Origin of the sequence: Bacillus sp. MM09(2025) (assembly GCF_050496725.1) — a bacterium.
Lineage (GTDB): Bacteria > Bacillota > Bacilli > Bacillales > Bacillaceae > Bacillus > Bacillus pumilus.
On sequence record NZ_JBNWEN010000001.1, the window covers coordinates 706,892 to 728,778 of the forward strand.

At 41.1% G+C, this 21,887-nt stretch carries 23 protein-coding genes; 9 read left to right on the forward strand and 14 right to left on the reverse strand.

Features of this window, described 5'->3' with window-relative positions:
• Positions 1-110 precede the first annotated feature (110 nt).
• The gene (locus ACQYAC_RS03550) at positions 111-1,061 is read left to right on the forward strand and encodes a bile acid:sodium symporter family protein (RefSeq protein WP_061408216.1); all 951 of its coding nucleotides are present in this window, start codon (positions 111-113) and stop codon (positions 1,059-1,061) included.
• Between the two features lie 34 nt (positions 1,062-1,095).
• On the opposite strand, the gene odhB is transcribed toward ACQYAC_RS03550, so the two are convergent.
• The 7 genes from odhB to cdaS form a co-directional block, all read right to left on the reverse strand.
• On the reverse strand, positions 1,096-2,352 hold the full coding sequence (gene odhB, locus ACQYAC_RS03555) for a 2-oxoglutarate dehydrogenase complex dihydrolipoyllysine-residue succinyltransferase (protein WP_058014901.1): 1,257 nt from the start codon (positions 2,350-2,352) through the stop codon (positions 1,096-1,098).
• 14 nt (positions 2,353-2,366) lie between these two features.
• Positions 2,367-5,201, reverse strand: coding sequence for a 2-oxoglutarate dehydrogenase E1 component (sucA, locus tag ACQYAC_RS03560; protein ID WP_058014900.1), 2,835 nt, complete (start codon positions 5,199-5,201; stop codon positions 2,367-2,369).
• Positions 5,202-5,425: 224 nt separating this feature from the next.
• Positions 5,426-7,342, reverse strand: coding sequence for a vWA domain-containing protein (locus tag ACQYAC_RS03565; protein ID WP_429942734.1), 1,917 nt, complete (start codon positions 7,340-7,342; stop codon positions 5,426-5,428).
• Positions 7,343-7,353: 11 nt separating this feature from the next.
• Entirely contained in the window at positions 7,354-8,232 is an 879-nt protein-coding gene (locus ACQYAC_RS03570; RefSeq protein ID WP_306010761.1) for an ATP-binding protein, read from the reverse strand.
• An 89-nt stretch (positions 8,233-8,321) separates the two neighbouring features.
• On the reverse strand, positions 8,322-8,900 hold the full coding sequence (locus tag ACQYAC_RS03575) for a superoxide dismutase family protein (RefSeq protein ID WP_058014898.1): 579 nt from the start codon (positions 8,898-8,900) through the stop codon (positions 8,322-8,324).
• 76 nt (positions 8,901-8,976) lie between these two features.
• Positions 8,977-10,302 (reverse strand): LysM peptidoglycan-binding domain-containing protein, encoded by a 1,326-nt coding sequence (locus tag ACQYAC_RS03580; protein WP_429942735.1) that lies wholly within the window; start codon positions 10,300-10,302, stop codon positions 8,977-8,979.
• A gap of 405 nt (positions 10,303-10,707) precedes the next feature.
• On the reverse strand, positions 10,708-11,334 hold the full coding sequence (gene cdaS, locus ACQYAC_RS03585) for a sporulation-specific diadenylate cyclase CdaS (RefSeq protein ID WP_058014897.1): 627 nt from the start codon (positions 11,332-11,334) through the stop codon (positions 10,708-10,710).
• A 78-nt stretch (positions 11,335-11,412) separates the two neighbouring features.
• Between cdaS and ACQYAC_RS03590 the strand changes: the two genes are divergently transcribed.
• Entirely contained in the window at positions 11,413-11,538 is a 126-nt protein-coding gene (locus ACQYAC_RS03590) for a hypothetical protein (RefSeq protein WP_003215647.1), read from the forward strand.
• Positions 11,539-11,596: 58 nt separating this feature from the next.
• Positions 11,597-12,958 (forward strand): MATE family efflux transporter, encoded by a 1,362-nt coding sequence (locus tag ACQYAC_RS03595; RefSeq protein WP_429942736.1) that lies wholly within the window; start codon positions 11,597-11,599, stop codon positions 12,956-12,958.
• 45 nt (positions 12,959-13,003) lie between these two features.
• On the opposite strand, the gene bshB2 is transcribed toward ACQYAC_RS03595, so the two are convergent.
• From bshB2 to rarD, 4 genes are all read right to left on the reverse strand, one after another.
• Positions 13,004-13,669, reverse strand: a complete 666-nt coding sequence (gene bshB2, locus ACQYAC_RS03600) for a bacillithiol biosynthesis deacetylase BshB2 (protein ID WP_012010261.1) — start codon at positions 13,667-13,669, stop codon at positions 13,004-13,006.
• An 18-nt stretch (positions 13,670-13,687) separates the two neighbouring features.
• Positions 13,688-14,038, reverse strand: a complete 351-nt coding sequence (locus tag ACQYAC_RS03605; RefSeq protein ID WP_012010262.1) for a YojF family protein — start codon at positions 14,036-14,038, stop codon at positions 13,688-13,690.
• Complete coding sequence (locus ACQYAC_RS03610; protein WP_058014895.1) at positions 14,035-14,316, reverse strand: hypothetical protein; 282 nt, start codon at positions 14,314-14,316, stop codon at positions 14,035-14,037. The genes ACQYAC_RS03605 and ACQYAC_RS03610 overlap by 4 nt, the downstream gene beginning before the upstream one ends.
• 78 nt (positions 14,317-14,394) lie before the next feature.
• Positions 14,395-15,300, reverse strand: a complete 906-nt coding sequence (gene rarD / locus ACQYAC_RS03615; RefSeq protein WP_081106454.1) for an EamA family transporter RarD — start codon at positions 15,298-15,300, stop codon at positions 14,395-14,397.
• Positions 15,301-15,395: 95 nt separating this feature from the next.
• On the opposite strand from rarD, the gene ACQYAC_RS03620 reads away from it, so the two are divergent.
• On the forward strand, positions 15,396-15,869 hold the full coding sequence (locus ACQYAC_RS03620; RefSeq protein WP_034660938.1) for an Hsp20/alpha crystallin family protein: 474 nt from the start codon (positions 15,396-15,398) through the stop codon (positions 15,867-15,869).
• A 40-nt stretch (positions 15,870-15,909) separates the two neighbouring features.
• On the opposite strand, the gene ACQYAC_RS03625 is transcribed toward ACQYAC_RS03620, so the two are convergent.
• Together ACQYAC_RS03625 and ACQYAC_RS03630 are read right to left on the reverse strand one after the other, a co-directional pair.
• Positions 15,910-16,128, reverse strand: coding sequence for a hypothetical protein (locus ACQYAC_RS03625; protein WP_003215921.1), 219 nt, complete (start codon positions 16,126-16,128; stop codon positions 15,910-15,912).
• A 75-nt stretch (positions 16,129-16,203) separates the two neighbouring features.
• Entirely contained in the window at positions 16,204-16,536 is a 333-nt protein-coding gene (locus ACQYAC_RS03630; RefSeq protein ID WP_169057149.1) for a winged helix-turn-helix transcriptional regulator, read from the reverse strand.
• Between the two features lie 139 nt (positions 16,537-16,675).
• Between ACQYAC_RS03630 and ACQYAC_RS03635 the strand changes: the two genes are divergently transcribed.
• The 3 genes from ACQYAC_RS03635 to ACQYAC_RS03645 all read left to right on the forward strand — a co-directional run bounded on the left by ACQYAC_RS03635 (position 16,676) and on the right by ACQYAC_RS03645 (position 19,227).
• Complete coding sequence (locus ACQYAC_RS03635; protein WP_058014891.1) at positions 16,676-17,293, forward strand: nitroreductase family protein; 618 nt, start codon at positions 16,676-16,678, stop codon at positions 17,291-17,293.
• A gap of 237 nt (positions 17,294-17,530) precedes the next feature.
• The gene (locus ACQYAC_RS03640) at positions 17,531-17,734 is read left to right on the forward strand and encodes a DUF3311 domain-containing protein (RefSeq protein ID WP_003215965.1); all 204 of its coding nucleotides are present in this window, start codon (positions 17,531-17,533) and stop codon (positions 17,732-17,734) included.
• The gene (locus ACQYAC_RS03645) at positions 17,734-19,227 is read left to right on the forward strand and encodes a sodium:solute symporter family protein (protein ID WP_180310640.1); all 1,494 of its coding nucleotides are present in this window, start codon (positions 17,734-17,736) and stop codon (positions 19,225-19,227) included. Before ACQYAC_RS03640 ends, ACQYAC_RS03645 begins: the two co-directional genes overlap by 1 nt.
• Before the next feature lie 40 nt (positions 19,228-19,267).
• Here ACQYAC_RS03645 and ACQYAC_RS03650 read toward each other — a convergent pair whose 3' ends face one another.
• On the reverse strand, positions 19,268-20,653 hold the full coding sequence (locus tag ACQYAC_RS03650) for a S41 family peptidase (RefSeq protein ID WP_144462872.1): 1,386 nt from the start codon (positions 20,651-20,653) through the stop codon (positions 19,268-19,270).
• A gap of 151 nt (positions 20,654-20,804) precedes the next feature.
• On the opposite strand from ACQYAC_RS03650, the gene ACQYAC_RS03655 reads away from it, so the two are divergent.
• The gene (locus ACQYAC_RS03655; RefSeq protein WP_180310638.1) at positions 20,805-21,503 is read left to right on the forward strand and encodes a class I SAM-dependent methyltransferase; all 699 of its coding nucleotides are present in this window, start codon (positions 20,805-20,807) and stop codon (positions 21,501-21,503) included.
• A 92-nt stretch (positions 21,504-21,595) separates the two neighbouring features.
• Positions 21,596-21,847, forward strand: coding sequence for a hypothetical protein (locus ACQYAC_RS03660; protein ID WP_003216113.1), 252 nt, complete (start codon positions 21,596-21,598; stop codon positions 21,845-21,847).
• The last annotated feature ends 40 nt before the right edge of the window (positions 21,848-21,887 follow it).

A 21,887-nucleotide genomic window follows, 5' to 3' on the forward strand; every position in this document is an offset into this window, starting at 1 on the left:
ATTTATAGTTTACATAATATTATTATCAGCACTAAAAGAATGGGGTTGTTTTTTCAGAAAATTCATTTAAAATAGAAAAGATATGTAAAGAAAGAGAGTTGAAGCAATATATGAAGATTCTTTTAACTATTAGTCACTTTGCAGGTAGGACCTTTGCGATTTGGGTTCTTGTCTTTGCGTTTCTTGGATTTGCCTTTCCTGCGGAATTTTCAAAAATCGGACCTTATATTCCTTTTTTACTCGGTATCATAATGTTTGGGATGGGGCTGACATTATCCGCTGAAGACTTCAAAGAACTGTTTCGAAAACCTCTTTATGTTCTGATCGGGGTACTGACGCAGTACACACTCATGCCGCTTCTCGCCTTTTTATTAGCGTACGGGCTAAGGCTCCCGTCCGAAATCGCAGTAGGAGTTGTTCTCGTAGGCTGTTGCCCAGGCGGTACAGCATCGAACGTTATGACCTTTTTGGCGAAAGGAAATACGGCATTATCTGTAGCCGTCACCACCATATCGACCCTTCTTGCTCCCTTTTTAACACCTGTCTTTATTTTACTCTTTGCAAGATCATGGCTACCTGTATCGCCGGAAGCACTATTTTTGTCAATTGTACAAGTTGTATTGATCCCTATTATCTTAGGCGTCATCGTTAAATTATTTTTCAAAAAACAAGTAACCTATGCGGTTCAAGCATTACCGCTTGTGTCTGTCGCCGGAATTGTAGTGATCATTGCAGCGGTTGTCAGTGCAAATAAAGAACAGATTCTTCAATCTGGGCTGCTAATATTGGCCGTTGTGATCTTACATAATGGACTTGGTCTTTTATTTGGTTACCTTATTGCAAAGTGGTGCAAAATGGATATCCCTTCTCGAAGAGCCATCTCGATTGAAGTAGGCATGCAAAACTCTGGACTTGGTGCAGCTTTAGCAACAGCACACTTCTCTCCACTTGCAGCCGTACCAAGTGCCATTTTTAGTGTGTGGCATAATTTATCCGGTTCCTGGCTTGCGACATATTGGTCAAAAAGAGGAAATGCTGAAAATGAAAAGAAAAAAAGCTAGCACCCATTAAGGTGCTAGCTTTTCAAATGAAAGATTATCCTTCAAGCAATAGCTGCTCTGGATCTTCAAGTAAGTTTTTAATCGTGACAAGGAATCCAACTGCTTCTTTACCATCGACAATCCGGTGATCGTAAGAAAGAGCTAAATACATCATCGGGCGGTTCTCAAAACGTTCTTCATCAATTGCCACAGGTCGAAGCTGAATTTTGTGCATCCCTAAAATTCCAACTTGAGGACTGTTTAAAATTGGTGTTGAAAGCAGTGAACCGAATGTTCCGCCGTTTGTGATCGTGAATGATCCACCTTGTAGCTCATTTAGAGACAATTTGTTATCTCTAGCTTTTTTCGCAAGATGACCAATTTCCTTTTCAATCCCTGCAAACGACAATCTGTCTGCATCACGAACAACCGGTACGACAAGTCCTTCATTAGCAGCAACAGCGATGCCGATGTCATAGAATTTCTTCAAGACAAGCTCATCACCTTGAATTTCTGCGTTAAGCAGCGGATATTTCTTCAGTGCTGCTACAACGGCTTTTGTGAAGAAAGACATGAAGCCAAGTTTTACATCATTTTGTTCAAGGAAGGCATCTTTACGGCGTTTTCTTAAGTCCATCACAGCCGTCATATCTACTTCATTAAATGTCGTCAGCATTGCAGCCGTTTGCTGAACCTCAACTAAACGTTTAGCAATCGTTTGTCTGCGGCGCGACATTCTCTCACGTTCAACTGGCTTTCCTTGTTGTTCATTTTGCACCGCAGCATTTGCTTTTGGCGCGGCTTTTGGTGCACTTGCAGGTGCTTCATTCTTTTGATAGGAAGCGACATCCTGCTTTCGTACCCTGCCCAGCGGATCTACGGTTGGAATTTCAGATAAGTCTAGTCCCTTCTCTCTCGCTAGTTTTCTAGCTGCAGGAGAAGCGATGGTTCTGCCATTACCAGATTTCGGCTCTTCTTTCACTGCTTCTTCTTTTTGAGCAGCTGCCGGTTCATCTTTCGGAGCTGGTGCAGACTCTTGCTCAGGTGCTGGAGCTGCGGACTCGCTTCCGCCAGCTTCACCCGCTGCAATTGTTCCGATGACTTCTCCAACTTGTACAGTGTCACCAGAATCTTTCAGTACTTCTTTGAGTACACCAGATTCTTCGGCTGTCAGTTCGACATTGACTTTATCTGTTTCAAGTTCTAACAGGTATTCTCCCTGCTCCACATAATCGCCCGGCTGCTTGAGCCATTGAGCTATCGTTCCTTCCGAGATCGATTCCGCTAATTCAGGTACTTTAATTTCCGCCATTTTTCATTTCCCCCTTAGTTTTTGCGAGTCAAGCTATCAGATACAATTCGTTCTTGTTCTTTTTTATGCACAGTTGGATCACCCTCAGCCGTACTTGAACGTCTTCTTCGGCCGATGTAACGTACTTTTACTTTTTCAGGCGCAATTTCACGTAAATATGGCTCAATGTATCCCCAAGCCCCCATATTTTGTGGCTCTTCTTGTGCCCATACGATTTCTTCTAAGTTTGTTAGTTTTGATAATATCGCTTTAATATCTTTGGCTGGGAATGGATATAGCTGTTCCACTCTCGCAATGTGAAGCCAATCTTTCGGCTCTTCCATTTGAGTAAAGCGATCACTAATATCGATTGATACCTTCCCGCTTGATAGCACGAGGCGCGATACTTTTTCATGATCATGCACAAGGCCTGGCTGTTCAAGAACTGGTTGGAACTGTCCATCCGTTAATTCCTGGACTTCAGACAATGTGTTCGGGTTACGAAGCAGACTCTTCGGTGTCATGATGACAAGCGGACGAATCTCTTCACGAAGCAGCATTTTCGCCTGTCTTCTAAGAATGTGGAAGTATTGCGCTGCACTTGTGAGGTTCGCCACTGTCCAGTTATTCTCAGCAGCTGATTGCAGGAATCGCTCTGTTCTTCCACTTGAATGCTCAGGACCTTGTCCTTCATATCCATGAGGCAAGAGCATCACTAGACCTGATTTTTGTCCCCATTTTGCGCGTCCAGCTGAAATAAATTGATCGAAATACACTTGAGCCGCATTTGCGAAGTCTCCAAATTGAGCCTCCCAAATGACTAACGTTTCAGGAGAATAGACATTATAACCATATTCAAACCCGATGACTGAGCCCTCTGACAGTGGACTATTATGAACTGTAAATGATGCGTTTGCATCACTCAGCTCATGAAGAGCAATAAATTCATTTCCAGTTTGACTGTCGTGAAGAACAAGGTTTCTTTGAGCAAAAGTACCGCGCTCTGAATCCTGTCCGGTCATTCGAATTGGCGTACCGTCTTTTAATATAGATGCAAATGCAAGTGCTTCCCCAAGTGACCATTCTACTTTACGGTCATCTGTAAACACTTTTGCACGTTTTTCAAGGATCCGTTTAAGTTTACCAAATACTTGGAAATCGTCCGGCCAGCTGATCAATTCTTCATTCAGCTTTCGTAATACATCAAACTCTACGGATGTATCCACTGCTGGGAAGCCATTTGATACTGGTTCTGGCAGTTCAATTTCATGAATCGTATGCTCTTTCTTTGAAGGCACCTTTTGATAGGCTTCTTCTATTCTTGTCGCTACAGCCTGCTCGATTTCTTCACGCTGCTCCTTCGTTAGAAGACCTTCTGTGACAAGTTTATCTGCAAAGATATTCTTGACCGTTTTGTGCTTTCTGACGGCATCGTACAGCATCGGCTGAGTCGTAGAAGGCTCATCCATTTCGTTATGACCGTACCTGCGGTAACCGATCAAATCAATTAAGAAATCCTTCTTAAAGCGTTTGCGATATTCTACAGCTAATTGAACAGCTGCTAAACATGCTTCTGGATCATCTGCATTGACGTGAACAATTGGAATCTCAAACCCTTTTGCAAGGTCACTTGCATATTTCGTTGAGCGAGATTCATTACTTTCCGTCGTAAATCCGATCATATTGTTTGCAATGATATGGATTGTTCCGCCCACTTGATAGCCTACAAGTTGACTTAAATTTAATGTTTCTGCCACAATTCCTTCTCCAGGAAATGCCGCATCACCATGAATTAAGATGGCTAGAGCCTTTTCAACGTCTTGTACTGGATAGCCCTTTTGAGTACGTAATTCCTGAGCGGCACGTGTGCTTCCTTCAATGATTGGATCAATGAATTCCAAGTGACTTGGGTTATTAGCAAGCGTGACTCTCGCACTCTTTGTATCTTCGTCTTTAATTTGACGATCTGCTCCAAGATGGTACTTTACATCACCTGTCCACCCGTAGCTGATGCCAATAGAGCCTTCTGATGGAACAAGCTCTTTATTTGGCGCATGCTGGAATTCCGAAAAAATAATCTCATATGGTTTTCCTAACACATGTGCTAATACATTTAAACGGCCTCTGTGTGCCATTCCAATGTTAATATTTGAAGTCCCTTGTGTAACAGACTCTGAAATAATTTCATCAAGTACTGGGACAAGTGCGTCTAATCCTTCTATCGAGAAGCGCTTTTGCCCAACAAATGTTTTATGAAGAAACTGTTCGAACTGCTCAACTTCTGTTAATCTCTTGAATACAGAAACTAGTTTATCGGCTGGTTTTTTCTTAAATAGTTCACCAGACTCGATTGATTTTGAGAGCCAGTTGCGTTCTTCGAAATCATGTACGTGATCAAACTCAAATGAAATGGTACGCTTATACGTATTTCTCAAATGGTTAATGGCTTCTATGCCGTTTGAAATGTGTTTTGGTGCGTCAGGACTAATAATAGATATTGGTATATTCTTGACGTCTTCTTCTGTTAAACCGTACTCCTTTAAAGGAAACAGCTCTTGTAATTCCTTTTCTTTGCGAAGAGGATTGACGGAAGCATTTAAATGGCCATACGTTCTGATGTCTTCTGCCAGTTTAACGACTGATGCTATCTTTTGGATTTGTTCAGAAGTAACTACGCTATTTTCTTTTTTCCCAATTTCCTCCTTCATTTCACTCGGTGGTGCACCAAGTTCATCAAATATGCCTCTTAGATCTTCATCAACACTAGTAGGATCCTGGACATACTGATCGTAGAGCTCGAGCACATAGCCGAGGTTCGGACCATGAAATTCTTCCCAACTCAACGGTTGTTTCACATCATTTTGAAACATTTTGAACACTACCCCCAACTTTGATCATCAAGTGATTGAACACTATCTCGATATAACTTCCAGAACACAATGACCAAATTTATGTAATAAAACGCTTCCAATAATATTCTACCACTGTTTCGGATTACTTTCTACATTCTTTGTTCAATTAAAGATAAAAAATTCACAGAAAAACAAAAAATTTAAATCATTCCGAAAAATATTTTGAAGAAAGGGGCAAAACCTTATGCCCCAATGCTTTTATGCAGTAATTTCTTCAGTAACGGATATAAAACATCTGGCAATGTATCGACATCTGGTACAAAAATGCTGAACTTGCCATACATATCTTGAATCGTTTTCATCTGTGCTTCTTCGATCGGTGAATTGGATAAAAACACATTGATTACCTCAATGCCTTTTTTCCTCGCCTCAAGAACTGCTTCATGTGTATCGACAATCCCATTTTGTTCGTAGCTGAATGCAGCTGGCTCTCCGTCGGAAAAAACAATGAGAAACTTTTGCTCTTCTCTTCGTTTTAATATCATTTTTGTCATTTGGCGAATCGCATAGCCGTCCCGGTTATCCTCTTCTGGTTCAAGAGACATAATGGAAGGACCTGCATCAAATAAAGAATCTTTGAACGACACGACTGTGTTGAAATAGTTCGGCTGACTTGTTTCTGATGCATCGTTTGTATCTTCCCAAAAACCCACAATTTGATGTGGGACTTGAACTGACTTTAAGGCTTCATGGAATAGAACAATGCCTTTTTTCGTTTCATCCATCTTGTCAAACATGCTGGCAGAACAATCCACTAATAAAGTGAAAACAGCATCAATCTCCGAAGAAGGTGCCTGTTTTTTATAGAAAAGACGCGGATTTGACTCTGTAAAATAACGAATGAGCTTTTTACTCAGACGTCCTGCATGAAGGTCCGTTTTTGGCCATGTTTTTTTGTGTTCAAGTGTTTTTTGAATCATTTGTTTTAAGCGTTTCTGATAAGGCTCAATCTCCTTGGCGTGCTGCTTGTATACGTCGATTTGTTCTGGCGCGGGAGGATCTGGTGAAACCATGACTGGAAATGCATATTTGTTCTCTTTTCCATTCTCATGAGCATCCGCCCCGCTTTCTTCGCCTTCAGCCTCTTCCAGCGCTTCAAGCTTTGAATAATCTTTTCGGTGAGTCTGCTTGGCAGAGCCTTGGACAGTGCCAAGTGCTTGATCTCCGTCATCGCCTTCTCTTGCTGCATCCTTCCCGAGATCACTTTTCCCTCCGTGCTCTAAATCAAATTGAAGGAAGCTTTTTGACGGCGCTTCTGTTTCTCGGTGCCACACTTCCATATACTCTTGATGGATGTCTTCATCGCCCTCTTTTTCCCTGTCTACTTTGATGTCTTCACTTAATTTAGGTTTTCTTTTTAAGTCATGAAACAGCGGTTCTTTTGCCGCTTTTTCATAGTCCAATTCTGGGAAGAAAAAGTACGTATTCAGCATATCTTTATCAAGAAGCTCTTCAAAGCCTTCCATTAATTCTTTGACGATGACTGCGATATCTCCGGTTGAACGCGCTTCATATACACGCTCAAGACTTGATTCAATAAACGGAATCATTGGGTTGATCCGCTCGTGAAGAGGCGGAACTTCTTCCAGCGGCGAATCCGCTGTCAGCTTCACATACATTGCACAATAGAGTGCATCGGTTAAAATGCTCCGCTCTTGGTTAATCGTTAATTGCGTCTTAAAATGACGCCGGTAAAGTTCTCTTCTTCGTTTAAATACCTTTTTTGTTCCTGGGCGGTCACGTTTAATCCGCTCTTCAATCCGGATATCTTCAAAGAGCATGAACAGTTGTTTACATAGGTCAGGAATGGACAATGTATGAGCATAGCGAATGATTTCCTGAAAGACAGTCAGATCACTATAAACGGTTCCTACTGCACGGAGGAATACATCACTTTTCAGTCCGGCTGTCATGTCTTCTTGTTTGCGGTCATCCCAAAAATGACTGATGAAAATTTTCTTTTCAAAAGGATCATAGTAGGACTGCACACCGTATTCAAGCTCGACATCATCACTTTTTGCTAACGTTTTGGCTAAATCCGTTAATTCCATAAATAAAAATGAATCGATTCTGCTGTCATTAAATTTGATGAATTTCAAAACTCAGAACCTCACTCGAATAATGTTTGGGCAATATTTCTTACCGCTGCTTTTTCCCGGTCATCTTCTAGCTTTTCAACAATCCCTCGTTCAACTGCACGAAGCGGCGGGATGTATTGCGCAAGATCACATGTGTCTAGGAGTGCGCGAATGGATGCTGCTTCTTCACTTACCTGCCCGTTGTGCGCCTGTGTAATGAGGTCTGATGAGAGCTGCACGAATTGATCGATTAATCGTTCATCCTTTAATACAGATTGAGATTGCAGTACATCCTTTAAGATGCCGCCGCCGATATATGGAACGTCAATGACAACAAAACGGTTTTTTAACGCTTCATTTAGAGGCACTGTACCGACATAGCCTTCATTGATAGCCGCAATCACGCCAAAGCCTTCATCTGCTCGAACGACCTCGCCTGTAAATGGATTTGTCATCATTTTTCTGTAGTCGAGTACACCGTTTAAAATAGGCAGAGTTTCTGGCTTCGCCATGTTGATTTCATCAATATATAAAAGATGGCCTTTTTTCATTGCTTTCGTTACAGGTCCTTCAATAAATTCAATAGAAGCAACTTGACCATCATTGTGAATGGTTTTATAGCCAATCAAGCTTTCTGCATCAAGATCAACTGAGCAGTTCACACTATGCATCGGCTGCTGAAAGAAAGCAGATAAAGTTTCTGCTAGTTTTGTTTTACCTGAACCGGTCGGCCCTTTTAAAAGAACGTTTTTGCCGAGTGCTAGTGCAATCATCGCATCTTGTATGATAGTCGTGTCCTGTGATTCATAGCCGCCTGTTCCAATAAGCGGACGGAATTCTTCTTCTAGTCCTTTTGCTTTTGCTTCAATCATTGCTTGAATTTCTTCTGGGAGTGATTGTTCGTTAAACATGTATGATTAATTCCTCTCTTCGATCATTTTCCTCACCAAGTATACTAAAAAAACCTTTATGCACTCAATACATAAAGGCTAGACATCTGTTATTTTACCATTTCTTTTGTGATTGCTCCGCAGGCGATGCGTTTCCCTGAGTTTCCAGAAGGGTTGCTTAAGTAATCATCTGCTTCTGCATGAATGATAAAGCTCCGCCCATTTTGATCAATTAATTGGGTTGGTCCTCCCTTTAACGTCACATCTGGTACATTTACGACAACATCAATCTGTCCATCTGCCCCAACTTCTAAATTAGGCATATCTCCAGCATGATGACCCTTTGGGTTGTCAAAGCCATGCTCCCGGTGTGTTGGATTAAAGTGAGCCCCTGCCGTTTCAAAATCTGGCGCTTCACATCTTCCAGTTTCGTGAATATGGAAGCCATGAGGACCTGGCGGCAGGTTTTTCGCTTTCACATGTAAATCCAGCCCGTTTTCTGAGGATTCTCTTACTTCGATGCTCCCTATTTTTTGCCCGTTTTCATTGATGAGTGACGTGGTAACTAGTGCTTGTTTAGGTGCTGCAACTTCAATGGTTTCTTCTGTCGTTTCTTTTTTCGGCGGTGCATGACAAGCTGTTGCAACAAAGACCAGACTCATCATGATCAACCACACTGACTTTTTCATATGATTGCCCCCTTTTGATATCAGTATGGACAACCTGATCAATAGGCAAACAAAAAAAGCCGAAAATCGGCTTTTTTTAGAAGAAACGTTTTGCACCTAAATAGGCTTTTTTCCAATATGGGTTGCTCAAGTTCGAGATCCCCACACCGCTGTCACTTGCATGAAGGAAATCTCCTCCGCCAAGATATAGTCCCATATGAGATGGACCCGCTTTGTACGTTGTGAAATAAACAAAATCGCCAACTTGAGGTGTGCTCACAGGTGTCATCATACTCCAGTAGCCTGCTGTGCTTAATCTCGATACAGATGAAACCTTGTTAATGAGATAATAAACAAAGCCGCTGCAGTCAAATCCAGATGGTGTATTGCCGCCCCATCTGTAAGGAATGCCTGTCAGTTTTTTGCCTTCTTGGATCATCGTCGTGATTTTTGCATTCATCGGCACATCGTTTTTGTTATTGTTCACTGGAGTTGTCGAGCCGTTAGACGTAGAACCATTCGATCCAGTTGAGCCTGAAGCTGCACCATTAATTTTGAGAACTTGTCCAATTCTAAGCACATCGCTTTTTAAGCTGTTAGCTGTACGGATGGATTGAACTTGCACTTTAAATTGATTCGCAATCTTCCATAAAGAATCGCCTGATTTTACGGTATAAGATGTCGCTTTCCCGCTTGAAGACTGGTTACCGTTTGAAGACGGGTTGCTTGGTTTTGCAGGTGCTTGGGGCTGACTTGGTTTTGATGCAACCGTCCCTTTTACTTTCAATACTTGATTCGGATAAATCGTATCAGATTTTAGCCCATTCAATGTTTTGATTTCACCAATCGTCGTATTGAGCGAATTCGCAATTTTCCAGAGAGAATCCCCTAATTTGACCTTGTATGTACTTGATGAAGATGAACTATTTGAGTTCGTTGTCTTATTGTTTGAGCTGGAATTTGAAGAGGAGTTTGATGACTGGCTCCCGCTTGTCTTCGTGCTTCCAGATACCTTTAGCTTTTGTCCAGGACGAATCAAGTCACTGTTTAAGCTGTTTAGACTCTTTAAACTTGCAACTGACATTTTATGATTGTTTGCAATGAGCCATAAAGAATCTCCAAGCTTTACAGTGTAGCTTGATGTCGTTGAAGCATTTGATTTTGTTGCTTTTGAACCTGTTGAAGAGCTGGATTTTGTGCTTTTTGCGGCAGGAATTTTCAAGCTTTGTCCTGCAAAAATCATCGTCGTTTTTAGTTGATTAAGAGATTGCAGCTCCGAAATACTTGTATTGTACTGTTCGGCAATCTTCCAAAGTGAGTCACCGCTTTTCACCTTGATCGTCTGTGCTTCTGCCGGTGCAGCAAACACAGCTGAGCCAGCGATCGCTGAAACTGTGAGGCCGGTTACTACTTTTTTCTTCATAGATAAATCTCCGCCTTTCATGATTTCATCCAATAAGACTTATGTACTAGTTTTAAGTTTCGCATTAAATGATTCTGCTTCTCTTGCACTATTTTATCTTTATTTCTATTATATTACTCGACATGTAGACGTTGGGCAATAACAAATAGGCTAAAGCAGTCAACTCAAAATGCTAAAACTAAGCCATATCGTTTGTATCGGCAGTTTACTGTATTTATAAACATTTTTTAAGGAATTTTTAAGTTGACGTTTAGAAATTTGTCAAAACAAGCACGCTGCTAGTTTCATAGTTCTATTCTACATGACAAATTTTTCTGTATCAAATGACTTTTTACTTAATTGCCTGTTTTTTCTCCTCGAATGAAAAAAGCATCCTTCCGAATGAAGAATGCAGCGATTGATTTTTTATTTTCTGATTTCAGGTTCTTTTACAGTGAGCGGATAAAGGACTCCTTCTTTCGCAAATGACATTTTCCCTGTTTCCTCTGAAACGACGAGAACAAGTGCATCGGTCATGCCAGAGAGTCCAATTGCAGCCCTGTGTCTTGTCCCGAGAGAAGGACTGACTTTTTTTGAAGTAAGCGGCAGCACATTTGCCGCAGATACGAGCGTATTTTCTTTGACTAAAAGCGCACCATCATGAAGTGGATTTCCTGGGTAGAAAATGCTTTCGATTAATGAAGCACTTATTTTCGCATGAAGATTTGTCCCTCTTTGAATAAAATCCTCAACCTCATCCCGCCTTTGAATCACAATCAGTGCCCCGTGCTTTTGTTTTGATAAGTTCTCAATGGCTAAAGAAAATTGAGCAAATCCGGGTGTGTATTCTTCCATATACGATTGTAAATAAAACGAGGAAGCCTCTGCATGCATTGCATTAAACTCATCATGTAATGACTCGAGATCACAAAGTAGACATTGCTCAATCTCATCAAGGGAATCAATAATGTCACTTGCATCCTTCATAATTTTCATCAAGTGTGTTCTCATGCCCACTTTAAATTGCACTTCTTCATTCGTACGATTGATCATTTGATCTTTCCCCTCCTCTTTTTCGTTGTCATAAAATAACAAATGATGCGCATGCTATTGTTATGGAGGTGACTTAATATGACCATTCAGAAAGTGATTCAATATGCTTGCAGCATTTTAGGTGTTGTCAGTCTTTCCTTTATTTATGCCCAAATGTTTAAAAAAACGAAGCCATCTAAGAAAAATAATCCGACAGAGAATTGATTTTTTTACATAGCATGATATAATCCTCTCGTTATTTCTGTTCAGAGAGGAACTTATGATGAGAGAAACAAATAGCATTCGAGCTAAGGTGACACTATTTTTAACCATTTTGATTCCGATTTTAATCACTCAAGCGGGTCTTTCACTTATTACGTTTTTAGACACCGTGATGTCTGGAAAAGTGAGTGCAGAAGACCTTGCGGGTGTTGCGATCGGTTCAAGTATTTGGACACCCGTTTATACAGGGCTTGCTGGTATATTAATGGCCGTTACGCCAATTGTCGCTCAGCTGATGGGCGCAGGGCATAAAAAAAATGTTCCCAAGGCTGTCTTTCAGGCGATTTATTTATCCCTTCTTTTAAGTATTTGTGTGATTGCGATTGGGTCAATTAGCATCCCTTACGTATTAGGAGGACTTGGACTTGAGCAATCCGTAGAGGATATTGCGCAGCATTTCTTACGTTTTCTTGCTTTTGGTATCATTCCGCTATTTGGTTATTCGGTGCTCAGGTCATTTATTGATTCATTAGGGAAAACACGAGTGACGATGTTTATCACGTTAACAGCACTTCCGATTAACTTTGTGTTAAACTATGTATTTATTTTTGGGAATTTTGGCTTTCCAAAGCTTGGCGGCGCGGGAGCTGGCCTTGCTTCTGCGATGACGTATTGGGCAATTTTCATCATGAGTATTTGTATTGTCATAAAAGCAGAACCATTTGCCTCATTTCGTTTGTTTCAAAAACTGCCTCGACTTAATATCTCCCGTATGGGGCAAATACTGAAAATCGGTCTTCCTATCGGGTTTGCGATCTTTTTTGAAACGAGTATCTTTGCAGCAGTTACCTTATTAATGGGTCACTTTGATACTGTGACGATTGCAAGTCACCAGGCTGCGATGAACTTTGCTTCTATCTTATATATTTTACCGCTCAGTATCTCAATGGCTTTAACGATTGTCGTTGGGTTTGAAGCCGGTGCCAAGCGTTATAAAGATGCGCAAAGCTATAGCTATATCGGAATTGGAACGGCGATATTATTCTCCTTGTTTACGGCAGCACTCATTTTATTATTTAGACCAGAGATTGCTGGTTTATACACAACTGAATCGGCTGTTTTACAGATGACACAGCACTTTTTGATTTATGCGATCTTTTTCCAACTATCAGATGCCATTGCTGCACCTATTCAAGGAGCGCTGCGCGGCTATAAAGATGTCAACTATACACTCATTGCCGCATTTGTTTCATACTGGGTGATCGGCCTTCCTTCCGGCTATCTGATCGGCACCTATACCTCATTTGGAGCATTTGGTTATTGGATTGGTCTGATTGCAGGACTTGCCGCTGGTGCCATTGTCCTCTTTATCCGTCTCAGATTGATGGAAAAACGACTGCTTCAGAAAGCGCCCAACCACTAAATACGAGACAAAAAAGCAGCTGATCGATGTCAGCTGCTTTTTTATTTAGTCATTCCATTGGTATGTCCAGAAAATTTCTTCATCGAACCATTTTTGGACAACAGGTTCTTTGTTTTTCAGCTTCTGTTCAAGTTCTCTCAGCATGCCTTCTGTTTGCGTTCTATGTGCTCTTAGTGCATTTAATTTGATATCTGCTACATCTGTAATGTCGATCGTAATATCTGCATTTCCAAGCACTTCTTCTCTATTTTTGGTAATAGCCATGCAGTATGTGACAGGACGGTCTTCTTTTTTCTTACGGTAAAGAGCACGAATCACCGCTTCCCCTGTCGCATCATGATCAGGATGTACACCATGTCCAGGATAAAACGTGACAATCAGTGTAGGTTTGACTTCATCAATGATGGTTTCCATCACATCAGCTAAATACTCGTCATCCTCAAATTCCAAAGTTTTATCACGCAGTCCAAGCATACGTAAGTCTGTGATATCCATTTCTTTGCAGGCATTGATTAATTCCTGTTTTCTTAACTCAGGAAGTGTTTCGCGATTGGCATATGTTGGGCTGCCCATATTTCTACCCATTTCCCCAAGTGTCCCGCATGCATACGTGACTGGGATGCCGCGTTTTCTGCTTTGTGCAATGAGACCTGCAACCCCAAACGATTCATCATCTGGGTGAGGCAGCATCACTAGTACATGTTCGTTCATGACTTGTCACCCTTTCTTCTACACCTGAAATGGTGTTTCGCTAATTTGTAATGAGATCGCTAGTTTCCCGTCTGGCAAGTGCCCTGCTAACAGCAGGCGGCCTTGGTCATCAAACTCATAATCGGTTAAGCCTTCTGCGTAAATCCAGCCATCTTCTGTTTTCATTCCAACACGGTACGGACCTTGTCCTTTTATTTTCGCCTGAGAATAGACAACTTTGGCATTGCGGATATAGGCAACGACCGTCATATTTTGTTCATTTACATGAGCTGAATAAGAACCAGTAGTCGTTTCAAGATGAACGAAGACTGGACGATTTAAAAACGATTCAAGATGTGCTGTGACATCTTCCGTTTGAATTGGTTTCATGAGTGGTTCCTTCCTTCATTTTGAATTAATTCGCGCAGCTTTTTTGTATGTAAGCTGATCAGCTGCAGTTGATGATCATGCTCAAGCTCACTTTCTAATATTCTTTCTACAGCGAGCACATATTTTTGATGAAATGATTTTCTCGCCCTCGGATGAGTCCGCGCATCGCTTAAATCATCACATATTGCTCCGAGTAAAGAAGACATATCATCGACATCAAGCTGACGATTTTTCCATAAAGATTGATAAGCAGCTGTAAGCTCATTGGCTGATGACATGTAATCACCTCTACAGTTTTGGTAACAACTTATTATGACATGATCCGCCTTCAAAAAAAAGCAAACTGCTCGTAGGACTTAATGAGAATTCGCTGTTTTTTTCATGCGTAATTGAGAGGTCGTAAACAATAAAATCGCCACCCAGATACAAAGAAACGTCACAATTTTAGCTGAAGTTAAGTGCTCGTGATACACAAACAACCCCAAAAACAGCGTAATCGTTGGTGCTATGTACTGTAAAATGCCCACTTGATAAAGAGGGATTCTTTTTGCGCCTTCAGAGAATAAAAGAAGCGGGACCGCAGTAAAGACCCCTGCAAAGAATAAGAGACCAAGCGATCCGAAACTGTTAGGATTCATTGTCACCACAGGTTCTTTTAAGAAGAACAATAAGTACACAAGAGCTGCCGGGGCGAGAAGCAGCGTTTCAATTGTCAAACCAATGGCACTCGTGAAGCTCATTCTTTTTTTTATCAATCCATAAAAACCGAAGCTAAAGGCAAGTAATATTGCAACGACAGGAAATGAACCGTACTGGATCGTAGAAAGAATCACCCCAGCGGCGGCAATTAAAATCGCAATGGTTTGTATTTTATTGAGCCGCTCTTTCAAGAAAATGATCCCTAGTAAAACAGAGACAAGCGGATTAATATAATACCCTAAACTAGCTTCTAGCATAAGATGATGGTTGACTGCCCAAATGTACACATACCAGTTAACCGATATTAATATAGCAGATAATAGTAATGAAAAAAGTGCTTTACCATCGAGCATGAGACCCTTCACGGTCTGCATGGCTGGCCGAACTTGTTTTAAATACAAAAGAATACCGCACATAAAAACAAATGACCATAAAATTCTGTGCGCTAAAATTTCGCCTGACGAAATATGTTCCATCAGTTTCCAATATAATGGGAATAATCCCCATAATGTAAAAGATGCTGCCGTGTAGAGAACACCTTTTGATTGCTGTTGTTCGTTCAATCTAACCATTCCTTTCTAAACCTATCGTATATTATAGCACGCACTCAAGTGAATGGGCATATACTAATTCAGGGCATTTAGAAAGGATGATTTTCATGTTTGACTGGAACCGATTATTCCCTTTTCAAAAGCAATTTTCAAAAGAAGCCTTAAAGAATTCAGACCCTAAAGACGTCGAGCAGTACGTCAATCAAGTGATGGAAAGTGTATTCGGCTCCAATTATCCTGCTCAGTTCCCTTTTCAGGACCCACTCTCTCAACATCAAAAAACGAGAGAAACAGATGTCAAAAAAGAAAAAGAACCCGAAGTAGAAGTGTTTGAAACAACTGATCACGTGTTTGTTAAGATTGAGCTTGCTCGGCCGAACACAGAAAAAGTAAAAATCAAACATACCGCCAACCTGCTATTTATTGATCATTTTCCTGAGGAAGGCACGCAGAAGAAAGTCGTCCTCCCTGCTGCTGTCAAAAGAAAAGGAACGAAGGCTTCGTATCAGGACGGTATTTTGGAGATTATGTTTTTAAAGCATGATGATCCGGGGATTTCTGAAATCGATATTCCATTATAAAAAGCCTGCTTTGATATAGAAGCAGGCTTACTCTTTTTTCTTAATAGTATGGTGGATATCCTCCGCCATAAGGTGGTGGAACAGGCGGTGGTGGTGGCGGGTAATATGGACGGGGATAATTAAAAATCGCACTTCCTAAAAATCCGCCAAGCAGTCCGCCGACTAAAGGAGCGCCAAAACCAAAAAACAAAGGGACTCTGGATTCATATGGCGGAATGCCAGGGGCGCCGCCTCGGAAATACGGAGTATGAGGGTACATGCATTTCTCCTCCTTTGTCATGTGCCTAAGATCAGCATATTCATCAGGAGTCAAAACGTTTGGGCAAACCTGAAACTAGGCTTGCTCCTTTTTTTCATGAGATTCTGAATATTCCCCTGCCCACCTAGATACCTCATGAAACACATCATGTAGCGCATTTCCTTTTTCAGTTAAACAATAAATGACTTTAACAGGCGTCTCAGGAAGTACAGTTCGCTTTATAATCCCTTCTTGCTCAAGTTCTTTTAAACGCTCTGCGAGCATTTTCTGACTGATAGATGGGATAATGTCCGTCATGTCTTTAAATCGCTTTGGACCATCAAGCAATACATGAATAATGAGACCATTCCACCTTTTGCCTAGCAGTAAAAAAGCTTGCTGAATGTGTGGACATAATTGAAATTCCATAAATTTCAGCCTTTCTTTTCATGATTGTTTGACAAACTAACGGTATACAATTTAAAATATCTCTAGTTACAATAAGTAAGTTTCTCACTTTTTTAGTTATTGTACCATACTATTTGCAAAAACGGGAGGAAATATCCATATGGCGACTGATCAAAAAACGATTGACATTTTAAAACAAAGAGCTTCAGTAAAAGAGTATGATACGACTCATGAAATGACAAAAGAAGAGCTAACAGAGCTACTTGATATCACAACAAAAGCACCATCTGCGTGGAACCTTCAGCATTGGCATTTTACTGTTTTCCACAGTGCTGAATCCAAAGCAAAGTTACTTCCAATCGCTTATAACCAAAAGCAAATCTCACAAGCATCGGCTGTTATTGCTGTACTAGGTGATCTTGAAGCCAATCAAAATGGAGAAAAAATCTATGGTGAGCTGGCAGAACAAGGGTTCATTACTGAAGACATCAAAGAAACATTGATGACTCAAATCAATGGCGCATACCAAAGCGAGCAGTATGCACGTGAAGCTGCGTATTCAAATGCTTCATTAGCTGCTATGCAATTAATGATTGCTGCAAAAGCAATGGGCTATGATACATGTGCAATGGGTGGTTTCAGTAAAGAAGCCTTTATCAAAGAATTCAATGTAAGCGGCCGTTATGAGCCAGTTATGCTGATTTCAGTTGGTAAAGCAGCGAAGGAAGCTCATAAAAGCAACCGCTTCGACATCGAAGAAGTATCTGATTTTCTTTAAAAAATGGCAAGGCCTCAGCTTTCATGCTGAGGCTTTTTTTATTTGGTTTAAATATTATTTCTACATATTTTCTTTTCACTTCCCCCCTTTTCATCTACACTTTTTCTCCTTTTTAAGAATGAAAGCGTTATATTAGGATGATATTCTGCAAAATGATTGTTTTTTCTGAAAATGGTCTTGTGATCTAATCTGACAACTGCTATTATTATGAAATTACAAAAAATTCAGGAGGGAATCATGAATAAAAAATTGATACTGGCACTACTTATAGCGATTCCATTCATCGGACAGCTCGCACTGCTGCCCTTTGCGAATCGTATTCATCCATTTGTGATCGGCCTGCCTTTTTTCCACTTCTGGCTCTTACTATGGATTGTTCTCACACCAGTCTGTACATTTATCATTTATCGGATGCAACATTCAAATGGAGGAACTGACTAATGCAAGGAAATTTGACAGCTTTATTGATTACAGCAAGTATCATTTTCATCGTCGTGGTCATTGGATTTGCCGCTGGCCGTGATAAATCATCCAGACAGTCAGTAGAGGAATGGTCTGTTGGCGGGAGGAAATTTGGCGGGCTGCTCGTTTGGTTCCTTGTTGGTGCAGATTTATACACAGCTTATACCTTTTTAGGACTCACTAGTACAGCCTATACAGCTGGAAGTGTCGCTTTTTTCGCTATCCCCTATTCAGTTCTAGCGTATTTTATTGCTTATTTCTTCTTACCAAAGCTATGGACGGTTGCGAAAAATCACAATCTCACAACGCTCGCTGATTATGCACGTGAGCGCTTTGACAGCAAGCTGTTATCCAGTCTCATTGCGATTATTGGAGTACTTATGCTCATTCCGTATATTTGTCTTCAACTGAGCGGGATTCAAGATACGTTAACTGTCGCTGGAACTAGTTATATTAATGTGAATGCAGTTGTTATTATTTCATTTATTTTAGTTGCACTTTATACATTTTTCAGCGGGATTAAAGGTCCTACCTATACAGCCATTATTAAGGATATTCTCGTTTGGGTCATCATGCTGTTTATGGTGGTTTCACTGCCAATCATTCATTTTAACGGCTGGACCCCGATGATGAATACGTTAGCGAAGGAAGCGCCACAGCTTCTGACAATTCCTGACGGGGGTCCTAAAGGCATTTTATGGTTCATTACCGCTTCAGGCGTTTCTGCCCTTGCTTTGTTTATGTGGGCACATGCAGCAACAGGGGTTTTCACAGCCAAAAGTGCAGATGCTATCCGTAAAAACAGCATGTTTTTGCCTCTTTATAACATCGTATTGATTTTGGTCATCTTCCTTGGATTTATTGCCTTTTTAGTCTTACCAGAAGATACGAATCCAAGATTTGCACTTCTTCATTTAATTCAAACGTCATATGGCGGCGTGATGCAAGGTCTTGCTTACTCAACGATTGCACTGGCTTCCCTCATTCCATGCTCAATCATGGCCATTGGTGCATCGAATTTATTTGCCAATAATTTATATCGTGACTTAATTCATCCGAATGTATCACCTAAACGGTTGACCATCATCACTCGTTCAATGGTGTTTATCGTTATCGGACTGGCTCTATTATTCGGAATGCTCTTCCCAACAGCACTTGTAACGCTTCAGCTTATTGGTGTTTCAGGAATGGTTCAAATCTTCCCAGCCATTGCGATCAGCTTATTCTGGAAAAAACAATCGAGAGAAGCAACGATTGCGGGGTTAGTTGTTGGCATTATCGTCACCTTTACAGCCAATATCTCACAAGTCACGTTCGGTCTTTATGAAGGGTTTCTTGGTTTACTAGCAAACGTTGTGGTCATCCTGATGTTGAATCCATTCTTCCAGAAGAAGGTCACATCTAATTCTGTCATGAATGATCTATTTGAAAAAGATCAAGAAAAAACAGAAGCAATTGTAAACAACGCGTAAGTATAAAAAGAGCAGTCCCCCTAAGAGGACTGCTCTTTCTTTATTTCATTTCTTTTTTCAAGACTTCAATCGCTTTTTTCATTTGAGTATCATTATTCTTTAGCTTATCTTGGATCTTTGTCATCAGTACTGTCGTTGTATCTCCCGTCAGAATTCCGTCTGCTTTCAGATCGTTGTCTGTTTGGAAGCTTTTGACGATCGTCTGGAAGGCTTGATCGTACTCACCATTTGCTTTTGCTTTGTAACCAAGCGCTTGGAACATTTTTTGAGCCGCTTTGACTTCATCTCCATTGTCATTCAGCTGATACGTTTTTTTCGGGCTTAAGTATGGCAGCTTTGCATAACTTGGGAGTGATGCTTTGACCTGTGGTTCAATTCCTTTTTTGTGAATCCATGAACCATCCGGCGTCAGCCACTTGGCAATGGTTAACTTGACACTAGAACCATCATTATAGCTTTGCGCATTTTGCACAGTTCCTTTACCAAATGTCTTTTCACCAATAATTTTGATACCTGAAGATTGGTGCAGAGCCGCCGCCATGATTTCTGCAGCGCTGGCTGAGCCGCCATTTACAAGGACAACTGCCGGCTGATGAACTTTACGTTCTTTTTCAGCCTTGTACTCTTCTTTCTTCCCTTTTTCTTCAACTTGCATGATGACTTTCCCTTTATCGATAAAGTCATTACTCATTTCAATCGCTTCTGTCATGATGCCGCCTGGATTATCTCTCAGGTCAATGACAAACCCTTTTGCCCCTTTTTTCTCGAGGTCATCAATGGCTTTATCTAACTCTTTCGATGTTGTTTCAGCAAAGGACGTAATTTGGATTTCTCCTATTTTGTCTTTTGTGAGTTTTGCATACACTGTTTCAACTGGAATGGTGTCTCTTGTGATGGTCACATCAACATTTCCCACTCCTTGGCGGTTAAGGTGAAGCTTGACATCCGTTCCTTTTTTCCCTCTGATTAGAGAGACTGCTTGATTGACCGACATGCCTTTTGTGCTTTTTCCATCCACCTTTAAAATACGATCATGAGGTTTCAACCCGGCTTTTTCAGCAGGAGAGCCTTTAATCGGTGCGACAATTAAAATTTGTCCATCCTTCTCTTCTACTTGTGCACCAATTCCTTCAAATGATGAAGAAATGGTGTTGTTAAATCCTTCGGCTTCCTCCTGATCCATATATGTAGAGTATGGATCATCAAGTGATGCGATCATTCCTTGAATCGCACCATCTACTAGTTTTTGATCATCCGTTTTTTCGTAATACTCATCTTTTACCTTCGTATACGCAGCCATGAGTTTACTAAACTTCTCATCTCCTGAGACATTGACGGCCCCTTGTTTTGTGATCACAAATGTAATCGCTGAGGACAGTGCCGCTGTCACCAGAATAGCGATGACGATCTTAAATTGTTTTCTCAAAAAAACACCACCTTTATCTCCTTTCATTATTATCAAGGACGATGCATCATCCGTCAACCAAAGGATCGAAGTTCTCTTTGAAAAGATAAGCCATTTGACCTTACATTGCATAATCTTTAAAGAGGAACTTGATAAGGAAAGAAGGGATTTTATGAGTGATTATGTAGAAATGCTTGCCTATTTTGGCGTATCTAGTGCCCATCCTGGTGGAATTGAGTTAACAAAAACGATGCTTGAGCATATAAAATTGACGCCGGATGCACGCATACTGGATGCGGGATGCGGGACTGGACAAACGGCAGCATATTTAGGCAATATCGGTTATCAGGTGGAGGCGATTGATACACACCCTTTGATGATTGAAAAGGCCAATCTGCGATTTGAGCGAGAAGAACTGCCGATCCGCGCATTGCAAGCATCGATCGAACAGCTGCCATTTCCAGATGAAGCGTTCTCTCTTCTGATCAGTGAATCTGTTTTGAGCTTTACCAACCTTCCAGCGGCACTTGCTGAGATCAAACGCGTGCTTGCCCCTGGAAGTCAAATGATTGCAAATGAAGCAGTATTAAAAGAACCCCTTACACAGAAGGAGCTTGCCGACGTTCGAGATTTTTACGGGTTTCACGCACTCTTTTCACTTGAAGAATGGAAGGAGCAGTTAAAAGCAGCAGGATTTCATGACGTTCGCATTCTCTCATTTGATGAACACATGGTACAAGAGGAGCCGACAGAAATGGAATTATCTGAATATATCCCGCCTTCTCTTTACGAAACGATGCAAACACACTACGATCTCATTCAAGCGCACCGAAAGCAGCTAAGCCACATTCTATTTGAATGTACGGTATAAAATGAGCGAATCTCCTATATGTTTTGTCCAAACTCTATGAGGTCTCTCGCATAGGATAAGAGTGAAAAGAGTTTGTCATAAGGAGGAAAAATATGGAGCGCTATCAAAAGCTTTGTCAGCAGCATATGGGGAAAGTCGCTAGAATCACAGATCGTAATGGCAGAGTACATGTCGGACGCATTGAGCGGGTGACAAACCGCAAAGTGTATATTCGTCCAGTCGGCGGTTCTCGCGGCGGCTTTGGCTTTGGTTATTACGGAGGGTATTACGGCTGGGGTGCCGCTTATGGCATCGGGCTTGGTTTCATTACAGGTTTCGCATTAGCAGGATTGTTCTTTTTTTAAAAGAAGAATAAAGAAGGCCCCCCGAATAGCTGGGAGGCCT